The 19,384-nt window shown below is 66.6% G+C and carries 17 protein-coding genes; 10 read left to right on the top strand and 7 right to left on the bottom strand.

Going from position 1 to position 19,384, the window contains the following annotated elements; translation table 11 throughout:
* The first annotated feature begins 90 nt into the window (after nt 1-90).
* The 3 genes from ACODSY_RS24160 to ACODSY_RS24150 all read left to right on the top strand — a co-directional run bounded on the left by ACODSY_RS24160 (nt 91) and on the right by ACODSY_RS24150 (nt 1,849).
* Entirely contained in the window at nt 91-519 is a 429-nt protein-coding gene (locus ACODSY_RS24160; RefSeq protein WP_488954462.1) for a tautomerase family protein, read from the top strand.
* A 34-nt stretch (nt 520-553) separates the two neighbouring features.
* Nucleotides 554-1,366: an SDR family NAD(P)-dependent oxidoreductase gene (locus ACODSY_RS24155; RefSeq protein ID WP_488954461.1), complete on the top strand. Its 813-nt coding sequence runs from the start codon at nt 554-556 to the stop codon at nt 1,364-1,366.
* A gap of 165 nt (nt 1,367-1,531) precedes the next feature.
* Nucleotides 1,532-1,849: a 2Fe-2S iron-sulfur cluster-binding protein gene (locus ACODSY_RS24150; protein WP_488954460.1), complete on the top strand. Its 318-nt coding sequence runs from the start codon at nt 1,532-1,534 to the stop codon at nt 1,847-1,849.
* 444 nt (nt 1,850-2,293) lie between these two features.
* Here ACODSY_RS24150 and ACODSY_RS24145 read toward each other — a convergent pair whose 3' ends face one another.
* The gene (locus ACODSY_RS24145) at nt 2,294-2,893 is read right to left on the bottom strand and encodes a TetR/AcrR family transcriptional regulator (RefSeq protein WP_488954459.1); all 600 of its coding nucleotides are present in this window, start codon (nt 2,891-2,893) and stop codon (nt 2,294-2,296) included.
* 267 nt (nt 2,894-3,160) lie between these two features.
* Here ACODSY_RS24145 and ACODSY_RS24140 point away from each other — a divergent pair, with 267 nt between their 5' ends.
* From ACODSY_RS24140 to ACODSY_RS24125, 4 genes are all read left to right on the top strand, one after another.
* Nucleotides 3,161-4,447: a cytochrome P450 gene (locus ACODSY_RS24140; RefSeq protein WP_488954458.1), complete on the top strand. Its 1,287-nt coding sequence runs from the start codon at nt 3,161-3,163 to the stop codon at nt 4,445-4,447.
* Between the two features lie 200 nt (nt 4,448-4,647).
* Complete coding sequence (locus tag ACODSY_RS24135) at nt 4,648-6,090, top strand: aldehyde dehydrogenase family protein (RefSeq protein WP_488954457.1); 1,443 nt, start codon at nt 4,648-4,650, stop codon at nt 6,088-6,090.
* A gap of 145 nt (nt 6,091-6,235) precedes the next feature.
* A complete protein-coding gene (locus ACODSY_RS24130; RefSeq protein ID WP_488954456.1) occupies nt 6,236-7,309 on the top strand; it encodes a zinc-binding dehydrogenase in 1,074 nt (357 codons plus the stop codon).
* Nucleotides 7,310-7,464: 155 nt separating this feature from the next.
* Nucleotides 7,465-8,661, top strand: a complete 1,197-nt coding sequence (locus tag ACODSY_RS24125; RefSeq protein WP_488954455.1) for an acyl-CoA dehydrogenase family protein — start codon at nt 7,465-7,467, stop codon at nt 8,659-8,661.
* 37 nt (nt 8,662-8,698) lie between these two features.
* Here ACODSY_RS24125 and ACODSY_RS24120 read toward each other — a convergent pair whose 3' ends face one another.
* The 5 genes from ACODSY_RS24120 to ACODSY_RS24100 form a co-directional block, all read right to left on the bottom strand.
* Nucleotides 8,699-9,496 (bottom strand): SDR family oxidoreductase, encoded by a 798-nt coding sequence (locus ACODSY_RS24120; RefSeq protein WP_488954454.1) that lies wholly within the window; start codon nt 9,494-9,496, stop codon nt 8,699-8,701.
* Between the two features lie 26 nt (nt 9,497-9,522).
* Nucleotides 9,523-10,437 carry a hypothetical protein gene (locus ACODSY_RS24115; RefSeq protein ID WP_488954453.1) on the bottom strand — a complete coding sequence of 305 codons (915 nt, stop codon included), beginning with the start codon at nt 10,435-10,437 and terminating at the stop codon, nt 9,523-9,525.
* Between the two features lie 167 nt (nt 10,438-10,604).
* Nucleotides 10,605-10,898: a putative quinol monooxygenase gene (locus ACODSY_RS24110; protein ID WP_488954452.1), complete on the bottom strand. Its 294-nt coding sequence runs from the start codon at nt 10,896-10,898 to the stop codon at nt 10,605-10,607.
* 140 nt (nt 10,899-11,038) lie between these two features.
* Nucleotides 11,039-11,497, bottom strand: coding sequence for a MaoC family dehydratase (locus ACODSY_RS24105; protein WP_488954451.1), 459 nt, complete (start codon nt 11,495-11,497; stop codon nt 11,039-11,041).
* A gap of 392 nt (nt 11,498-11,889) precedes the next feature.
* Nucleotides 11,890-12,435 (bottom strand): MarR family winged helix-turn-helix transcriptional regulator, encoded by a 546-nt coding sequence (locus ACODSY_RS24100; protein ID WP_488954450.1) that lies wholly within the window; start codon nt 12,433-12,435, stop codon nt 11,890-11,892.
* 258 nt (nt 12,436-12,693) lie between these two features.
* Here ACODSY_RS24100 and ACODSY_RS24095 point away from each other — a divergent pair, with 258 nt between their 5' ends.
* From ACODSY_RS24095 to ACODSY_RS24085, 3 genes are all read left to right on the top strand, one after another.
* The gene (locus ACODSY_RS24095) at nt 12,694-13,923 is read left to right on the top strand and encodes a cytochrome P450 (RefSeq protein ID WP_488954449.1); all 1,230 of its coding nucleotides are present in this window, start codon (nt 12,694-12,696) and stop codon (nt 13,921-13,923) included.
* 104 nt (nt 13,924-14,027) lie between these two features.
* A complete protein-coding gene (locus ACODSY_RS24090) occupies nt 14,028-15,059 on the top strand; it encodes an NmrA family NAD(P)-binding protein (RefSeq protein ID WP_488954448.1) in 1,032 nt (343 codons plus the stop codon).
* A 145-nt stretch (nt 15,060-15,204) separates the two neighbouring features.
* Nucleotides 15,205-16,167, top strand: coding sequence for an alpha/beta fold hydrolase (locus ACODSY_RS24085; RefSeq protein ID WP_488954447.1), 963 nt, complete (start codon nt 15,205-15,207; stop codon nt 16,165-16,167).
* 130 nt (nt 16,168-16,297) lie between these two features.
* On the opposite strand, the gene ACODSY_RS24080 is transcribed toward ACODSY_RS24085, so the two are convergent.
* Nucleotides 16,298-19,288 (bottom strand): TonB-dependent receptor domain-containing protein, encoded by a 2,991-nt coding sequence (locus tag ACODSY_RS24080; RefSeq protein WP_488954446.1) that lies wholly within the window; start codon nt 19,286-19,288, stop codon nt 16,298-16,300.
* Nucleotides 19,289-19,384: the final 96 nt, after the last annotated feature.

The following is a 19,384-nucleotide window of genomic DNA, read 5'->3' as shown; positions in this document are numbered from 1 at the left end:
ACCAGAGGGAGGTCCAGGCCGCTCTTACGCTCGCCTGCGGTCTCCGCCGCGGCCGTCGCTCTTGGCGTCCTGGAAAAACGGGTCCGAACCATGCCTCTCTGGAAAGTCTATCATCCGGTCGGCGCCTTCACCCGCGAGGAGAAGCAGGCCTTCTCGGCCGCGGTGACCGGGATCTACGGACGGATCATGCCGAAGTTCTATGTCGGCGTGGTCTTCCAGGAGGTCGGCGAGGACTCCTTCTTCATCGGCGGCCAGGCGCGGAAAAACTTCGTCCGCATCTGGATCGACCATATCGCCCGGGCCTTCCCGTCGACCGATGCGGCGGTCCGCTTCGTCGACATCGCGAACAAGGTCATCGCCCCGTGGGTGAAGGATCGTGGGCTCGATTGGGAATTCCACATCGACGAGACGCCCTTCGAATACTGGTCCATCCAAGGCCACTTCCCCCCCAGGCAGGGGACCGAGGACGAACAACGGTGGATGGCGGAGAACCGACCCTCCCCTCGCACCCACGCCTGAGGCGAGCGCCCCAGCGGCGACAGGAAACCCTTTCATGAGCAATGCAGAAGCTGGCGGCCTGACCGTCGTCACGGGAGCTTCCTCCGGAATCGGAGCGGCGTACGCGGACCGGTTCGCCGCCGCCGGTCGGCGGCTGCTCCTCGTCGCGCGGCGGCAGGAGCGCCTTGAACAGCTCGCGGCCGACCTCTCGTCCCGCTACGGCGCATCCGTCCAGACCATGGCGGCGGATCTGGAGCAGCCGCAGCACCTCGCGCGATTGGAAGCGCGGCTGGAGGACGAGCCCCTCGAGATGCTGGTCAACAACGCCGGCGCCGGGTCGCTCGGCCCCACGGCGCAAAGCACCGCCGACAAGCAGGAACGGCTGATCCGCCTGAACATTGTGGCCCTGACGCGCCTGTCGATCGCCGCGCTCGCCGGCTTCCGCAACCGGAACGCCGGCGTGCTCGTGAACATCGGGTCGATCATCGCTCACGCGCCGTCGGCCGGCGCTGCGGCCTATAGCGGCTCCAAGGCGTACGTGGCGAACTTCACGCGCTCCCTGCAGCTGGAGTACGCCGGTGGCGGGATTCGGATCCAACTGGTGATGCCGGGGCCCATCCGGACGGAGTTCTTCTCGTCCCAGGGCATGAGCGACTCGATTTTCCCGGAGACCAGCTTCCTCACGCCCGAACAGCTCGTGGATGCCGCGCTTGCGGGACTCACCGCTGGAGAAGCGATCACGAACCCCTCCATGGCGCGGCCCGAAATCTGGGATGCGATGGAGAGCGCCCGCCAGCAGTACCTTGCCTCCACAATGTCGGGGCAGGTCGCCGGGCGTTACTATCGCCCTACGGAGCCTGCAGCCTAGGGTGGCGACGCACGCCGTGCGCCCATTGAGCGTCCCTTTCGACAAGAGACCACGCGCCCCCATCAGGTTGGCTCTTCCGGATCGTCTCGAGACGGCCCCACTGGCTGGCGCGCCTCGGGCACGGTTCGAGCCCTCTCCTCAGCTTTTCCTATAGGAACCATTCCCATGCCGCAGATCACCTACATCGCGCACAGCGGAGAGGCGCACACGCTCGAGGTCCCTCTCGGACTCAGCGTCATGGAAGGCGCGGTCAAGAACAGCGTCCCGGGTATCGACGCCGACTGTGGCGGCGCCTGCGCCTGCGCGACCTGTCACGTCTACGTGGATGCGGCCTGGCTGCACGCTCTCCCCGAGCGGTCGCCAACGGAGGCGCAGATGCTCGAATTCGCAGACGGCGCCGCGTCCAACAGCCGGCTCTCCTGCCAGCTCAAGGTCACCGCCGCCCTGGATGGGCTTCGGGTCACCCTGCCCGAGAGCCAGTAGCGCCCCCACGGGGGCGAGGGCGAGCGGAAGCCGCGCAATAGCTGCAACGGGCCGCCCTCAGCGACACTCAGTCTCCCACGAGCCCAGCATGGCGGTACTGAAAGACCACCCGATTGCCGAACGCGTTCGACTGAAACCACGGCCGCCGGCGACGCTGAGCATCGGGGCGCTCAGGGCGTTGACCCTGGCGTGCGGTGTGGACGACTGCGGCGTGATCAGCTTGGCTCCCGGCCCGCTCCGCCAATGAACCCAGCTTTGTGCCCGTTGAGTTCTATAATCGTCCCCAATAGGCAACGCCGCGGGCCCGTCCATCTCGTTGAGGGATGAAGCTCGCAAGCCTGCAGGTCGCATCGACGAGGTCGGGACGCGAATCCGGGGCTTCTTCGGGCGCAGCTGATGAACACGGGCTGTTCGACGTTGAAGCGCTCCCGCGGCGCGGGGCCGTCAGGCCGCCTCCAGACTGTCCGCCAGCCCGCGGGAGAGCGCGGCAACGGCGAGGGCCCGCACGCCTTCGCAGTCACGAAGCTTGCCGGCCATCCCCAGCGCCAGAAGGCCGTGCAGGGTGGCCCAGAAGAGATCCCCGGCCACCTGCTTATCCGAGGCCGGCCGAAGGCCTCGGCTTGAACGCTGCAACGCCCGAGTCAGGGCGGCGCGGGCCTGGCCCACGGCCTTGGCGAGGTCGGGATCGGCGCCTTCGCCCGCCGACCCGGGCTCGAACATCAATCGGTAGATGGCCGAGTTGTCGGAAGCGAATGCGACGTAGGCTTCGGACAATGCCCGACCGACGTCCTCGGGCCCGGCCGCGGAGCCTGCGTCCTCGAGAGCCTTGGCCAGGCGCTCGAACCCGCGCACCCGTACGGCGTTGATCATCGCCTGTTTGCTTTCGAAGTAGCGGTAAGGGGTCATCGCGCTCACCCCCAGCCTTTCCGCCACTTGGCGCATGCTGACGGCGGTCCGGCCACCTTCCGCGAGCTGAGCCGCGGCTGCCTTGCAGAGGCGCGCCCTGAAGTCGGCGATCGCCTCATCGGTCAGGATCCGGCCCACCGGGTCACCCTTTCATCGGAGCTCTGCCATGAAGGCTCTCGAGCCGCCGAACGCAGCGACGACTCCACTGACGAGTGGGTTTTGTTTTGACATCTTATAGAACGAGAGGCAACCTTCGGGGCGAACCTGACGCGGCGCCGCGACAGGAGGACGGCCCGGATTGGCAGTCGCACTGAGACCGAACCGTCGGATCGACGCCAGCCGCCCGATCATTGGCGGACCGACAGCGACGGCGCCGCTCGAGCGCTTAGGGAGTGGAACCACACGATGAACATCGCCTTGAAGGTCTCGGCCGCTGACGCCCTCGCCGAAGCCACGGCCACGCCTCTCGACGCCCTGAACCCGGCCCGGGCGGATCGGTTCTACAGCGGCGCCATATGGCCCGTTTTTGAGCGCTTGCGCCGCGAGGATCCGGTCCACTTCACGCCCGACAGCGAGTACGGACCCTACTGGTCGATCACCAAGTGGAACGACATCATGGCGGTCGACACCGACCATGAGGCCTTCTCCTCCGCGGAGGGGATTATCCTCACCGCCCTGGAGGAGATCGAGGAACGCGATCGGGTGATGGGGAAGCGTCCCAAGGCCAATCTGGGCTTCATCACCATGGACGAGCCGGAGCACAGCTCGGTGCGTAAGGCGGTCAGCCCCACGATGGGATCCGGCAACCTGCAAGCGTTGGCCTCCCAGGTGCGTGATCGTGCGGGCCAGATCCTCGACTCTCTGCCGATCGGCGAGGAATTCGACTGGGTCGACCTTGTCTCCAAGGAACTGACGGCCATGACCCTGGCCACCCTGTTCGACTTCCCCTTCGAGCAACGCCGCAAGCTGACCTATTGGTCGGACATGCTGACGATCCCGCCGGGCCACGGGCCGGTGGAATCCTGGGAGCAGAAGGGGGCGGCGGCGTTCGAGTGCTTTGACGCTTTCCGGGACCTCTGGAATCAGCGGGTCGACGCCGAACCCCGTTTCGATCTGATCTCGATGCTGGCGCACAATCCCGCCACGCGGCACATGTCGAAGGAGGCGTTCGAGGGCAACGTCGTCCTCCTTATCGTCGGCGGGAACGACACGACGCGGAACACCATCACCAGCAGCGTCCTGACCCTCAATCAGTACCCGGAGCAGTACGCCAAACTGCGCGCCAACCCGGATCTCGTTCTGCCGATGGTGTCGGAAACGATCCGCTGGCAAAGCCCACTGGCCCATATGGCCCGGACGGCGACCCGTGATGTCGAGGTCGGGGGCAAGACCATCCGGAAGGGCGACCGGGTGGCCATGTGGTACGTCTCGGGCAATCGCGACGACGAGATCGTCGACCGGCCCAACGAATTCATCATCGACCGCGAAAGGCCCCGCCAGCACATGGCGTTCGGGTTCGGCGTCCACCGGTGCGTCGGCAACCGCGTGGCTGAAATGCAGCTCAGCATCATCTGGGAAGAGATCCTGAAGCGCTTCCCGGAGATCAAGGTCATCGGCGAGCCCGAGCGGAACTGGTCGTGCTTCGTGCACGGCTTCGAGAGCCTTCCGGTGATCATTCCCTATCGGACCTAGACCGGCGAAGGCCGCCGGGGGCGACCAGCCCACCGCCACGGACGTGGCGCACAGGTCCGGGCGCCCTCCTCGCGAGCCTCCTTCGGTTGACCCAAGCCGTGCAAGCGGCCGCTCCGCGCCGCGACCTGTCTCGCGACCCGGCCGCCTGACCTCGAACCGTACTGCTACCCCCGTACCGAAACTCAGAGATCGGAGACGCCATGCGCGAGTACTTCAAGTTCTACATCGATGGTTCGTGGGTCGACCCCGCGCAAAGCCTAAGGACGCTGGACGTCATCAACCCGGCGACCGAGGAAGTCGCCGGCAAGATCGCGCTCGGCTCGGCCGCCGACGTGGACAAGGCCGCCAAGGCCGCCCGCAAGGCCTTCGCCTCGTGGAGCCTGACCAGCCGCGAGGAGCGGATCGAAGTTCTGGGCCGCATTCTGGCCGAGTACCAGAAGCGCTTTGGCGACCTGGCCACCGCACTGACAGAGGAAATGGGCGCGCCCGCCTCCCTGGCGCAGCGCGCCCAGGTGCCGGCCGGCATGGGCCACCTGGCGACCGCGGTCGAGGTTCTGAAGACCTTCAAGTTCGAGGACGACCGCGGCCCGACGATGATCGTCAAGGAGCCGATCGGCGTCTGCGGGTTCATCACCCCCTGGAACTGGCCGCTGAACCAGATGGTCTGCAAGGTGGCGCCCGCCATCGCCACCGGCTGCACCATGGTGCTGAAGCCCTCTGAAGTGGCGCCCTTCACGGGTCACATCCTCGCCGAGATCATGCATGCCGCTGGCGTGCCGGCCGGCGTGTTCAACCTGGTGCAGGGCGACGGCCCGACCGTGGGCGCGGCGATCTCCAGCCACCCCGAGATCGACATGGTCTCGTTCACCGGCTCCACCCGCGCCGGCATCGAGGTGGCCAAGGCGGCCGCCCCCACCGTCAAGCGCGTGGCCCAGGAGCTGGGCGGCAAGAGCCCCAACATCGTCCTCGACGACGACGCGTTCGCCGAGGGCGTCGCCCGCGGTGTTCCGGCGATGATGATCAATTCCGGCCAGACCTGCCATGCCCCCACGAGGATGCTCGTCCCCGCCCATCGGATGGACGAGGCGATCAGCGTCGCCCGCGAGGCGGCCAGGCAGGTCACCGTCGGCGACCCCAACGGCAACGCCCAGCTGGGCCCGGTCGTGAACAAGACCCAGTTCGACAAGATCCAGAAGCTGATCCAGGCCGGCATCGACGAGGGCGCGACCCTCGTCGCCGGCGGCGTCGGGCGGCCTGAGGGCCTGGACAAGGGCTACTATGTGAAGCCCACGGTGTTCGCGAACGTCACCAACGAAATGACCATCGCCAAGGAAGAGATCTTCGGCCCGGTACTGTCGATCCTCGGCTACGACAGCGTCGAACAGGCCGTCGGGATCGCCAACGACACGGAGTACGGCCTGGGCGCCTATATCCAGACGAGCGACCTCGAGAAGGCCCGCCAACTGGCGGCGAGGCTGCGTTCAGGTCAGGTCTTCATCAATGGAGCCTCCAACGACCTCATGGCCCCCTTCGGGGGTTACAAGATGAGCGGCAATGGACGGGAATGGGGCGATCTCGCCTTCCACGAATTCCTCGAGATCAAGGCCATCCTCGGCTACGCGCCGAAGCCGGCTGCGGAATAGTCGCGCGCTTCGGATACTAGGTTCTATTTTCCTATGGACTCGTCGCCGGATCCGCGCGAAGACAGAGCCTTCTCCCCAAATCTCTGGTCCGGCGGCCTTCGTCGCCGCCGGGCCGCTTTCTTCTGCCGCACCCCAGGAGTGAACGATGCAAGCCTATCAAGTGGTGGCCTTCGGCGCCCCGCTCGTCCCGAGCGAGTTGAGCGACCCGGCGCCGACGGCAGGCCAGGTCGTGGTCAAGGTCGAATCCTGCGGCCTCTGTCATTCGGACCTGCACTTCCATGAGGGCCATCTCAACCTCGGCGGCGGACAGAAGCTGCCGCTGGCCGCCTTCGGGGCGTCACCGCCCCTGACCCTGGGCCACGAGATCTTCGGCCACATCGCCGCTTACGGCCCCGAAGCCAAACTCTCCGCGAGCGATATCGGCCGGCCCGTGATCGTCTATCCCTGGATCGGCTGCGGCGTTTGCGAGGCCTGCCTGGACGACCGCGACAATGAGTGCCCGCGGCCGGAGAACCTGGGTCTGCACCGTCCGGGCGGGCACGGCGAAAAGGTCGTGGTGCGCGACGCGAAGTTCCTGGTCGACGCCGACGGCGTGGATCCCGCCGTGGCCGGCGTCTATGCCTGCTCGGGTCTGACAGCCTATTCGGCCCTGGCGAAGTTGCCCCGCAAGGACGGCTGGACCGCGATCATCGGGCTAGGCGGCGTTGGACTGATGGCGCTCGCGCTGGCCAAGGCGATCGGCTTCAAGAAGTTGGTCGCGATCGACGTCGACGCCGAGAAGCTCCGCCTTGCGGAAACCTACGGCGCGGACCTCACCGTGAACAGCGGCCTACCGGACGCCGCCGAGACCTTGAAGGCGCAGACGGGAGGCTTGACGGGTGTGCTCGATTTCGTCGGGGCGGACGCCACAGTTCAACTGGGCGCAGGAAGCCTGAACACCGCCGGGACGTATGTGGTGGTGGGTCTGTTCGGCGGCATGCTGCAGATGCCCACCGCGGCGATGGCCGCGCGCCAGCTGACCTTCCGCGGCTCCTTCGTGGGCACGCCGGCGGAGTTGCGCGAGTTGGTCGGGCACATCCGCGCCGGCGGGGTCAAGGCGATCCCCTTCCGCCGCGCGCCCATCAGCGCGATCAACGCCGACATGGCCGCCCTGGCCGCGGGCGAGGTCCAGGGCCGCGTGGTGCACGTCCACGCAGCGGCCGACGCCTCGAAGACCTAGGGGCCCGGGCCGGAGGACAGTCTCGCGGGTTGGGGCCAGGCAGGCACGCGGCGGCTGGCCGAGGCTGGCCGGGCGATTGCTTCGCACGTGGCGCACCAGGCCGACCCAGGACCACATCGTCAGGCAGGCGTCGAACGGTTAGAGGGAGAATGGTCGTGAACTTGGAAGCGAGCGAGGGGGACGACGGCTTCCGGGCCACCGTGCGGACATATTTCGCCACGGAATACCCGCAGTGGATCCTGGCGAAGGTCGCCAACGGCCAGACCGTGGACAAGAGCGACATGGTCGCCTCGGAGCAGGCGCTGAGTGCGAAAGGGTGGCTGGCGCCCGGATGGCCCGAGGCCTACGGCGGCACCGGCTGGACCGTCTCCCAGCGGTTCATCTTCGACGAGGAACTGGAGCGGGCGGGCGCGCTGAACGTCTCGCCCATGGGCCTGCTGTACGTAGCGCCGGTCATCTACACCTTCGGCACGCAGGCGCAGAAGGATCGTTGGCTGCCGGATATCCTGGCCTCGCGGACCTTCTGGGCGCAGGGCTACTCAGAGCCGGAAGCCGGTTCGGACCTCGCCTCCCTGCGCACGCGCGCCGTGCGCGACGGCGACCACTACATCGTTGACGGCGTGAAGACCTGGACGAGCGACGGGCACTACGCCGACTGGATCTTCTGCCTGGTCCGGACGTCGGATGAGGGCCGCAAGCAGCAGGGGATCACCTTCCTCTGCATTGACATGCGCACGCCGGGGATCGAGGTCCGACCGATCATTACGATCGACGGCGGCCACCACCTGGACACCATCACCTTCACCGGCGTTCGGGTCCCCGTCGAAAACCGCATCGGCGACGAGGGGCTCGGCTGGACGTACGCGCGGCACCTCCTCAACCACGAACGGACGTCCTATGCGCATGTGGCGGGCAAGCGGCGTCAGCTCGAAGAGCTCCGCCACGCCGCGGCCGACGCGCCCTGGGCAGACGAGCTGACGCAGGCGGGCTCCGGCCTGCGCCGCCGCACCGCCGAAACCGAGATCGACCTCCTGGCGCTGGAGATGACCACCCTGCGCGCGCTGGCTCCGCTTACCAACGGCGAGGCGCCCAGCGACGAGGCCTCGATCATCAAGATCGCGGCGACCGAGACCGCGCAGGGCGTCACCGAGCGGTACCTGGAGCTTGCCGGCCCCTACGCGCAGCCGTTCTTCGAGGAACGAAGCGACGCCGACTGGCGGCGGGGTCTGGAAGACATCCCGGCCTTCAGCGCGCCGGCAACGGCCAGCTACTTCTTCACCCGCGCCCAAACCATTTACGGCGGCGTCACAGAGATCCAGAAGAACATCATCGCTCGGCAGCTGGGGCTGTGATGAGCGACGCGGTGACGACGCCGAGCCTAGAGCGCTCTCACGCCGAGGTGAGGCCCATCATCTTGCCCCGCAGCCGCCGCATGCCGCCCAGCCAGCGGTCGTAGTCGCCGGTCTTGCGCTGCATGTAGCTCAGCACGATCGGATGCGGCAGGATCAGGAAGGTCTCGGCGGCCAGGCCCTCGACCACGCTCTCGGCCACGGCGTCAGGGGTCAGCACGCCGTCCAGGTTCTGCGGCTGGGACGCCGCGTCGCCCTGGCGCAGCATGGCGGTGTCGACGCCCTGCGGGCACAGGATCGAGACCTTGATGCCCTGGTCCCCGTGGGTGATCGCCAGCGACTCCGCGAAGCCCACGGCGGCGTGCTTGGTGGTCGAATAGACCGCCCCGCCGATCTGCGAGAGCAGGCCCGCGGCCGAGACGGTGTTCAGCAGATAGCCACCGCCCCGCGCCCGCATGCCCGGGATGACCGCGCGGGCGGCGTGCACGTGGGCCATGACGTTGACGTTCCACGCCCGCTGCCAGACCGCGTCGGGCGACGAGGCGGCGTTCTGCCGGTCCGGGTCGCCGTCGCCGACGCCGGCGTTGGAGCAGAAGAGGTCGATGCCGCCGTGGCGCGCCTCGATGTCCGCGACCATCGCGGTCATGGCCTCGCCGTCGCTGACGTCCAGGGTGACGGCCTCGCCGCCGATCTCGCGAGCGACCGCGGCCGCGCCCTCGCCGTTGCGGTCCGCCACGATCACGATCCGCGCGCCCTCCTGGGCGAAGCGGCGGCAGAGCGCGGCCCCGATCCCGTCGGCGCCGCCGGTCACGACGACGACCTTGTCCTTCACATGCATCGGTAGCGCCCTTTATCGATCGGAGGTCAGTTCGCCTCGGCGTAGCCGGCGAACGAGTGCTTCAGGGTGGCGTGGTTCAGCAGCATCTCGGCCACCTGCTTCTCGCCGCGCGCGTCGAAGACCCGGGTGCGCACCCAGTACGACTCGGTCCGCTTGCTCTCCGCCAGGGCCGCGATCTCGCGCCGCAGGACATAGTCCTCGCCCACGAACAGCGGCCCGTCGATCAGCCGGATCTCCTGGTCGGCGAAGAGGCCCACCGCAGGTCCCTTCACCGGGAAGGCGGCCTCGCGGCTGGAATATTCGAACAGCACGCTCAGCATCTCGAACGGGATGATCGCCCGCCCCCACGGCGAGGCCGAGGCGTCGGAGTACCAGGGCGAGCTCTCGGTGATGACGGCCAGCTTCTGGTTCAGGCTGAAGGGATAGAGCGCGCCCATGTTCTGGTCGGGATCCATCCGCACCCGCTCGTCCCGCGCGCCCGTCATCCCGACCTTCAGGTCCTCCAGGATGAGCAGCCTGCCGGGCGGGCGCAGGGCCGCCATCCGGGTCTCGAGCAGGGTCGGGGCGGCGTCGGGGCCCAGGCTCGCGCTCGCCTCCAGCACCGGTGTGCCGTCGGCCTTCTCGGCCCAGACCCGCGTGGACGTCGCGCCCTCGGCGGAGATCTCGGCGAAGGCGCGGACCTCCTCGCCCTCCACGACCATGTTCAGGAAGTGGGCCGAGAGGCAGCCGCGCTCGAACCAGGCCTGCCCCCAGATGTGGGCCAGCAGCGGCTGGAACTGGCTGAAATGGGTGGGCCCTTCGATCGGGCCGGCGCGGAAGCCCAGCTTCTCCGCCATGGCGTCGTCGTGGATCGATGAATGGCCGCCGTACTCCTGGTCGCCCAGCATCTGTCGGGGTCGGCGCAGGGGACCGGCAAGACTAAGGGCCGTCGCGAAGGCCATGGGCGTCTCCTTGGCGCCAACACGTTCAGCTGGCGCATATTCCCTCATACCGGGCACGGTCGCCCTCGAACAACTGTTCGAACTGCCGGGCGCGCTGGGCCGCGCCCGCAGCGTGCGCTCGCTCCTGCGTCACGCAAGGGGAGCTCCTGCTGAGCCAGGGCAGGTCCCTAGAGGCGGATGAGCTTTGTGGCCGCCGGCGGCTCCGCCAGCCAGCCCTCCATCTGCTGAGACAAGGCGCTCGTGTAGGGTTGCGCGAAGTGGCTCTTGAGGGCTTCGTGGTCGTCCCACACTTCGTAGAGGCAGAGATCCCCTTCCACGTCCCGGTCGATGTGCAGCACAAACTCGCGGCAACCGGACTCCGCTCGGGACAGGGGTACGACCGCTTGGAACGCGTCTCGGAGGGCCTGGCGATGTTCCGGCTTCGGCCGGAACCGCACGAACAGGACAATGGGATTGCTCATGGGCTGGTTTCCTGAATCACGGGGTTGAGAACGGAGGTGGAGCCTTAGGCGGACAGCACTCCGGCGAGGTGACGGCGGCCTTGGTTCGATCGGCGCCCAAGGTCTGCTTGGCGTTCCCGATCCGGGCCTTGGGACGGCGATCAGGCGAAGCGGGAGAGGCCCAGCCAGTCCGCGACGAGCGCAGGCTTCTCGGCCCCCTCAACCTCGACCGTCACCTGCGACTTGACCATGACCTCGCCGGGTCCGCGCTCGACGATCTCCTTCAGTACGAAATGGCCGCGGACCCGGCTACCGGCGCGGACGGGAGCCATCATCCGAACCCGGTCGAAGCCGTAGTTCACCGTCATCACGGTCCCGGCGACCTTCGGCTGCGCGTCGAAGCCCATGGCGGCCAGCATGGAAAGGGTCAGGAAGCCGTGCGCGACCGTGCCCCCGAACGGCGTGTCCTTCGCGCGTTCCTCGTCCACGTGAATGTACTGGCGATCCTCGGTGACGTCGGCAAAGCCGTTGATGCGATCCTGACCGATCTCGAACCAGGACGAGACGCCGACCTCCTGGCCGACCATCGCTTTGTAGGCGTCGAGGGTGATTTCAGTCATGAAGGTCTCCTTGATGGGAAGGTTCGGGCCACCTCCACGGGGATGGCCAGCCGGCCCCACCCAGATCGGCTGCTCAGTCAGTTTTAAAATCCTACTCGTACTGACACGAAAGCTTCGGCGCATCAACTGCTGTCCGCCCTCGACGATGTCACCATCTGGCGCCTTCGTCGTTGTTACGAATTTCCGAATGAGTTCTATTCCGTCAGGGACGCACGGCGCTGAGCAGGATCCTTCCTGGTCCGCCGCCCACCGCGAGCCCACGCCAATCCATCCGGCGCACGTCGGGCGGGAAGAGCGCGCCAGCGAACGCGCGCGGATGGCGTCAGGGTCACGGCTCGTCGGCGGCTGGCCCTTGTGCGCCCGCCACCTTGCCGCACGCCGGCAAATCGCCTCTACGCGCGACGGCGCGCGACGCGCCGCCCCGGCGGACTGACATCGGCCGCGCGCGGCGCGGCGACCTTCGGCGTGCGAGGCGACCCGATGTGCGGAAGTGGCGCTTCGATGACGCGGTCCATCAGCTTGCGCAGATGGGCGGCTTCCGGTGCGCCAAAGGCGGACTCGAAGCCGGCCTGCGCCAATTGCCACGCCGGATGGGCCGCCAACAACACCAAGTAGCCCCGATCGGTGATGGCGACTTCGCGCGCGCGCCGATCGGCCGCGCTGATGGATATGCGGAGCAGCCCGTCACGCTCAAGGGGCCGAAGGTTGTGCCCCACAGTCGCTCGATCCATCGTCATGGCGTCCGCCAAGCGAGCCATGGTCATTGGTCCCTCGGTGTTCAGAAATCCCAGCAGGGTGTACTGCGTCGATTTGAGGCCCGTGCCCGCCAGACACTGGTCATAGTACCGCGAAACACGTCGAGCCGCACGTCGCAGCTGGCTGCAACTGCAGTCCCTGGGGAAGTCGGTGTTTCCATCGCCACTGTGCGCCAAGCTCAAGATGTTCTCCTCCGCGCTCCACGAAATGGGGCGACAGGCGTGCCTAGCATCGAACCGTCGCGGTGCGATGTCAAAAGCCACATTGGTGTTGTTTCGGCACTGACCGGATGTTATGTCTTATATGCACCTATTTTGGAAAGGCGACTTGTCGATCGCTCGCGGCGCCGCTCTGAGCGGCCTGCTCCTAGCGCCCGCGACCCGCTGTCAGAGCCACCGAACGGGCGCCAAACGAAAAAACGGACCGTGAGGAAACAGATCATGGATGACGGCGCAATCGACTGGCGTGCCGCCGCGCGGGCGGAGGCCTATGCCATGCCCCTGGAGCACATCGACCCCGTCGACAGTGAACTCTTCCGCAAGGGGACCTTTGAGTTCTACTTCGAGCGTCTGCGTGCTGAGGACCCAGTCCACTATTCGGAAAGAGAAGAGAGCGGCCCATATTGGTCCGTAACAAAGTACAACGACATCATGTTCGTGGACACCCACCACGACCTCTTCTCCTCCGAGCCGACCATCACCTATCGCGATGTGGAGGAGCTGCCGCTACCCATGTTCATCGCCCGGGATCCGCCGCAGCATGAAGCGCATCGACTGGCCGTCGCGCCCGCCATGAACGGCCCGAACCTGAAGGAACTTGAGCCGCTGGTCCGCAGCCGGGTGGGCAGCATCCTGGACAGCCTGCCGCGCGGCGAAACCTTCGATTGGGTGGATCGGGTCTCGATCGAGCTGACGTCGCAAATGCTGGCGACGCTGTTTGATTTTCCATTCGAGGACCGGCGACTGCTGCCGCATTGGTCCGACGTGGCCACGGCCGGCGACCTGGAACTGGACTATCAGATCGCCCAGATCAGGGAGTGTGGGGCCTACTTCACCAAGCTGTGGAACGAGCGTGTGGACGCCCCGCCCCGGGGCGATCTGATCTCGATGCTCGCGCACAACACGTCCACGCGGCACATGACGCCCGAGGAATTCCTGGGCGACGTCCTCCTGCTGGTCATCGGCGGCAACGACACGACGCGAAACTCCATGACCGGCGGGCTCCTGGCGCTCAACCAGAACCCGGCAGAGTACGACAAGCTCATCGCCGACCCGGGCCTGATTCCGAACATGGTTTCGGAGATGATCCGCTGGCAGACCCCCCTCGCCTACATGCGCCGCCTGGCGACGCAGGACGTGGAGCTTGGCGGCAAGCGCATCCGCAAGGGCGACAAGGTCCTGATGTGGTACGTTTCGGGCAATCGGGACGAGGACGTTATCGAGCGCGCGAGCGAGTTCCTGATCGACCGCCCCCGCGCGCGCCAGCATCTCTCCTATGGCTTCGGCATCCACCGGTGCGTCGGAAGCCGCCTCGCCGAGATGCAGCTGAGGATCCTCTGGGAGGAAGTCCTCCCCCGGTTCCCGAAGATCGAGGTGGTGGGCGATCCGGTGCGCGTCGCCTCGTCGTTCGCCAACGGATACAGCCACTTGCCCGTACGCATCCCAGCCTGAGCGCCACGCCGCGACCTCCCCGAAAGCCGCGACTTTCGGAATGGCCACAGGGAACGAGAGCGGCCCCCCAGACCCAACCAGAGCATCGTTGAGATAGGCAGACCATGAGCGACGCACCCATTCTCGTGACCAGCGCCGGGGGCCAAACCGGCTCAATCGGACGCAGCATCGTGCGCGGCCTTCGCGCTCGGGGATTGCCGGTTCGCGCCTTCGTGCGGACGGACGACCAGCGGGCGCAGGACCTGCGCGACATGGGCGCCGAGGTGTTCGTGGGCGACCTTCTCAACCCTCGTGATGTCACTGAGGCGGTGAAGGGGGTGAAGCGAATCTACTTCAGCATGAGCCTCAACCCCTACTATGCCGATGCGACCATCCTCATGGCGGCGGCGGCGAAGCGCGAAGGCGGCTGCGAGATCTTCGTGAACATGTCCGACTTCGAGCAGTGCTACATGACGCTCGAGAACATGGCCCTGCCCGACGCCGAACGCATCGCGATCCTCGGGGCCGACGTGCAGTGGTCCCCGCAGCAGTTCGTGCACTGGGCGGCGGAACGCGCCCTGGACTGGTCAGGCCTCCCCGTCTGCCACATCCAGGCCGCCATGTTCGTCGAGAACCTGATCACGCTGTGGATACCGGCGATGACCATCAAGCAGGACGATACGATCCGCCTGCCGTTCGGCGACGCCAAGACCGCCCCCGTGGCGACCGTGGACGTGGCCGACGTCTGCATCGAGGTGCTGGCCAATCCGGCGGGCCACGCCGGAAAGTCGCATAGACTGACGGGGCCGACCCGCAAGGACTGGTACGAGTTCGCCGAGGACTTCTCGGCGGTGCTGGGGCGCAAGATCACCTACGCGCCATCGACCCTGGAGCACTTCCGAGAGCTCCTGCGCACCCTCGTGCCGTGGATCCCCGACCATCCGGCGCTCCATCTTGAAAACCTGGCGCGGCAGAACGCCGGGGACCGGTACATCGCCGAGGTCACCGACGACGTGGAGCGTCTGCTCGGCCGCCCCGCCACCACCTCCAAGGCCGTCCTCGAAGCCGAAGCCTGGCGGTTCGACAAGAGCGCGCCAGACGTTATCCGGCATCGCGACCTAAAGGACTTCGAGCGGCACGCCAGGGCCACCGGTTAGCGTCAGCGAGCTTGCGAAGAGCCCAACGACATTGCCTAGCGGGCGGGCGCCCCTACTCGCCGGATCCGGGCTGCGCCCTCACCGCTTGACGTAGTTCTAAAATATTACTTACTGGCATCGAGCTTTGCCTGACCGTTGAGGATGGATGGACATGATTGAATTTCGCCAGGTGCCGGTCGGAGAGGTCCAGCTGAAAGTGGCCATTCAGGGCGAAGGTCCCTTGGTGGTCATGGTCCATGGCTTTCCCGAGTCCTGGTACTCGTGGCGCCATCAGATGGGTCCGATCGCGGCCGCCGGCTTCACCGCCTGCGCCATCGATGTGCGCGGCTATGGCGGATCGGACAGGCCGCACCCTATCGAGGCCTACGATCTCGAAAGCCTTTCCGGGGACGTCGCCGGGCTGATCGAAGCCTTGAGCCCCGATCGGCCCGGGGTCGTGATCGGGCACGATTGGGGCGCACCGGTCGCTTGGACCACCGCCTTGGTCCATCCGGAGCGGGTGCGGGCTGTCGCAGGCCTCTCCGTGCCCTACACCGGGATTCCGACGCGCTCGCTCAGCGACATCATCGATGCTGTCTACAAGAGCAAGGGCCGGTTCTTCTACCAGGACTATTTCGCGGCCGAGGGCGTGGCCGAGGCGGAACTTGAGGCCGATGTTCGCGGAGCCGTGCGACGGCTCTACTACGACTGGAGCGGGGAGGCGGTCACGGCGTGGCCTTCGGACAAGCGCCTCGGCGACCAAGTTCTGACAGGCATTCCCGACCCCGATCCCTTTCCAGCGTGGCTAAGCGACGCCGATATCGATTTCATGGTCGGCGAACTCGAGCGTTCCGGCTTCCGCGGGGGGCTGAACCGTTACCGCAATCACGACCGCGATTTCAGGTTCCTGAACCAGTTCAAGGGACGGCGCATCGAGCAACCCGCGCTCTACATCGCTGGCGACCGCGACAGAGTCCTATCGATGTTCGGCGACCGCCTGAACCTCATGACAGACGAACTGTCCGACCTGCGCGGGGCGCATATGCTCCCCGGCTGCGGACACTGGACCCAGCAGGAACGGCCCGAGGAGGTCAACAATCTGCTGCTGCCATGGCTGGGCGGCCTTTAGCGGGAGCCATTTGTCTCTCCGGCTCGGCCGGGCAGCCGAAGGCTGAACCGTCGTCTCAGCGGTTCACCGCCTTCCGGTGACGCGGAAGGTCTCCCGCGCCACCGTTGGTCCTGAGTCTGCCCGAACGGCTCTAGAAGCGCTTCGTCACCCCGAGCTTGATCACCCGCCCGAGCGGGTTGGCCGTGTAGGGGTCGTAGGAGAAGTCGAGGCGAGCGAACGGAGGATCCTCGTCGGTGATGTTGATGACGGCCACGGTCGCCGTCATGTCCGACGGCAGGTCGAGGCGGTAGACGACGTCAGCGGTCACGAAGCTCTTGATGCGCTCCCCGCGGGTGGTGACCCCCTGGCCGTTGTTTGGGGATGTAAACAGGGCGGCCCGCTGATCGGTCATCGGCCCGACATAGCGGAGGGTGAGGCGTAGGTTGCTTCCGCCGCGGTTCCACTCGGTAAAGACGGATCCCTTGATGCGCGGCAGGGACGCGGATGGGAGAAGATAGCTGAGCTTACCAACGCCCTCGTACGCCGGCGTCACCGCGACGCCTTCGATCTCGAAGGCGGCGACCTCGTAGTTCAGCGTGTAGGTCCCATCGAGACCGAAGGTGACGCGCCCGCCGAACGGACCGTCGGCCCATCGATAATCTATGCTCAGGTCGACCCCATCGGTCTTGATGGACGATCCGTTCACGGTGCGGGTTAGAATACGATTGATGTTCCCGGGTGCGCAGGGCCCGCTGAAGGTCACGCGCGCCACCAGGGCGGCATAGGCCGGGTTCGCGCACTGGTTGGCGGCGCCGGCCGGAAAGATGGCGTTGGCGATTTGTGTGCCGCTCTCGAGTGTGATCGGGTCGGAGAAGTTGAACCGCCAGTAGTCCAGTGTGGCCGAGAAGGGCCCTGCGTTCACGATCAGGCCGGCGCTGTAGGTGTCCGCCGTCTCGGGGTCGAGGTCCGGGTTTCCGAACACATCGACAGCGCGGAAGGAGCCGGTCTGGGCGATGAAGGCGTTCGCCGTGTTGAGCTGCTCGGATGTCAGATTTGCTTGAGGTGCGGCGCGGAAGGTGCTGCCGGCGGAGCCGCGCAAGGCGAGCCAGGGGGTCGCCTGCCAACGGACCGCAATCTTGGGGTTCGTCGTCTCCCCGCCGGAACTGTCCTCGTGGCGGATGGCGAGCTGGACCTGGATGTCCTCCGTCACCGGGACCTGCAACTCGGCGAATTGGGCGTGCGTCTTCTGGGTCACGTCGGCCGCCGCGTAGCTGCCGTAGAAGGTGTAGGGCCCGTTGCGAACGGCGCAGTCGGTCGATCCGTTGACGACACTATCGAGGCAGGGGAACTGGTCCCGGTTGGAGAAGCCGAGCCCGCGGGTCTTGTAATTGGCCTCACGGTACTGGTAGCCCGCGGCCCAGCCAATCTCGTCGCCCCACAGCTTGAGCGGCAGCTTGCCGTTCAGCACCGCGTCGACGACCAGGAGGCCGTTGGAGGTCTTGGTCCGCTGTGAGTCTTCGCCGTATAGCCACTGCACGACCTGCGGATCGTTGGCGACGCGGGGGTCTAGCGCCACCGCGGCCGCGTACTGGGGGTTCACCTGGCCGGTGATCGCGTTCGCCTGCACGCCGGTCGAGAAGGGGTTGACGTAGTAGCAATTGCCCGCCCCCGGCGCGCCGGTGGTGATATCGCAGGGCGTTACCCCGGCTCGACTGGCCAGGCCGCGGTAGCCGAGCTCCACGCGATCGACCAGGAAGTCGGGATTGATCGAGTCGAAGGACGAGTGGCCGTACGTGGCCCCGACGTCCCAGCCGATCCCGCCGAACCGCTCGAACTCACCCGTGAGGTTGGCCGCGAGGCGATACTGCTTCGCGTAGCGGCGGTTCTCCTGAGCGTCATAGTCATAGAGGGGGTTGCCCCCGACCCCGAAGGGCCTGACGAAGGACCGATGGGCGATCACGCCGCTGGTGACGGCGATGGGGTTGGCCGCCGCCAGCGCGGGATTGAGCGCGAGCAGGGTTCGCAAGCCCGGGTTCGACGCGGGGACGAAATACTGGCCCGGAATGGGGGAGACCAAGGCCGTCGGATACTGCGTTGGCAAGTACGACGGGGATTGGCGGATGTGGAACACCTCGGTCGCCCCGTAGGAACCCTCCATATGGAGCCGGGTGTTGGGGTTGATGTCGTAATTGAACTCCGCGTAGCCCTGATAGAGGTTCTGCTCTTCAACCAGGTTGGCATAGTCGGCGAAACGGATCAGGCACTGCGTGGCGCTGATCTGCAGCTGGCCGCCCAGAGCCGGGCATCCCGGGTCGAGGAAGTTCGAGTTGAGGGAGGTTCCCCCGATATAGGTCCCCGGATTGGCTGACGTCGACCACCCGCCTTGCGGGTTGTAGAGGTATGCCGCCTTGGCCCCGGGCTGATCGGTGAAGCTCGGCGCGGCGAAGTCCCGGTCGGTCGTGCGCAGCGTGGAGCGGTGCCGGTAACTGACCGCGACGAACCCATCCCACGCCTCGCCGCCCGCGCCGTAGGTCGCGTTCGCTGACCAATCGCCCTTGGATCCCTGGATGTGGGAATAGTCGCCGCTGACCTCCAGCCCGCGGACCTTCGAGCGCGTGATGAAGTTCACGACGCCGCCAATCGCGTCGGATCCGTAAGTGGCCGCCGCGCCGTCCTTCAGCACCTCCACCCGGCCGATCGCGGCGGGCGCAATCATGTTCACGTCGATGAAGTTGCCCAAGACCGAGCTGCCGCTCGAATTGGGCAAGCGTCGGCCGTTGAGCAGCACGAGCGTGCGCGCCGGGCCAAGCCCCCGCAGGTTGATATTCGACAGGCCTTCGACGCGCCCTGCCCCATAGGAGTTGGCTTCGCCCAACACGCCGGCGGTGGCCGGGATCGACTTCATGAGTTCCACCGTCGAGGGCGAGCCCTGGTTGGCCATTTCCTGTTGGCCGATAACCTGCACCGGCAAGGCCGCCGCCTCTGCGGCGCCGCGCACGAAGGAACCCGTGACGACGACTTCCTCGACTTCAGCGACTGAAGGTCCGGTCGAACCGGATTGAGCCTGGGCGGGGGTCGACGCCATCACGCCGACGGAAACCGCGAGCACAGCCGTGCTCGCGCAGAGCGACACCTTTTTCATTTTTGAGACCTCCCTGCTGCACTAGCGGCAGCTGGGGCCTTGATGTCCGACTATACGCGACTTAGCAATCTATAAGATTCTCTTTTAGCACTTATT

Source organism: Phenylobacterium sp. FG114, from assembly GCF_057809855.1.
This window is presented reverse-complemented; position numbering and strand designations above follow the sequence as displayed.

Bases quoted from the DNA above. Each gene is read 5' to 3' on its own strand.
- ACODSY_RS24160 (WP_488954462.1), top strand. From the start codon at position 91: ATGCCTCTCTGGAAAGTCTATCATCCGGTCGGCGCCTTCACCCGCGAG.
- ACODSY_RS24120 (WP_488954454.1), bottom strand. From the start codon at position 9,496: ATGCATGTGAAGGACAAGGTCGTCGTCGTGACCGGCGGCGCCGACGGG.
- ACODSY_RS24140 (WP_488954458.1), top strand. From the start codon at position 3,161: ATGAACATCGCCTTGAAGGTCTCGGCCGCTGACGCCCTCGCCGAAGCC.
- ACODSY_RS24155 (WP_488954461.1), top strand. From the start codon at position 554: ATGAGCAATGCAGAAGCTGGCGGCCTGACCGTCGTCACGGGAGCTTCC.
- ACODSY_RS24095 (WP_488954449.1), top strand. From the start codon at position 12,694: ATGGATGACGGCGCAATCGACTGGCGTGCCGCCGCGCGGGCGGAGGCC.
- ACODSY_RS24115 (WP_488954453.1), bottom strand. From the start codon at position 10,437: ATGGCCTTCGCGACGGCCCTTAGTCTTGCCGGTCCCCTGCGCCGACCC.
- ACODSY_RS24090 (WP_488954448.1), top strand. From the start codon at position 14,028: ATGAGCGACGCACCCATTCTCGTGACCAGCGCCGGGGGCCAAACCGGC.
- ACODSY_RS24085 (WP_488954447.1), top strand. From the start codon at position 15,205: ATGGACATGATTGAATTTCGCCAGGTGCCGGTCGGAGAGGTCCAGCTG.
- ACODSY_RS24150 (WP_488954460.1), top strand. From the start codon at position 1,532: ATGCCGCAGATCACCTACATCGCGCACAGCGGAGAGGCGCACACGCTC.
- ACODSY_RS24105 (WP_488954451.1), bottom strand. From the start codon at position 11,497: ATGACTGAAATCACCCTCGACGCCTACAAAGCGATGGTCGGCCAGGAG.
- ACODSY_RS24130 (WP_488954456.1), top strand. From the start codon at position 6,236: ATGCAAGCCTATCAAGTGGTGGCCTTCGGCGCCCCGCTCGTCCCGAGC.
- ACODSY_RS24135 (WP_488954457.1), top strand. From the start codon at position 4,648: ATGCGCGAGTACTTCAAGTTCTACATCGATGGTTCGTGGGTCGACCCC.
- ACODSY_RS24110 (WP_488954452.1), bottom strand. From the start codon at position 10,898: ATGAGCAATCCCATTGTCCTGTTCGTGCGGTTCCGGCCGAAGCCGGAA.
- ACODSY_RS24080 (WP_488954446.1), bottom strand. From the start codon at position 19,288: ATGAAAAAGGTGTCGCTCTGCGCGAGCACGGCTGTGCTCGCGGTTTCC.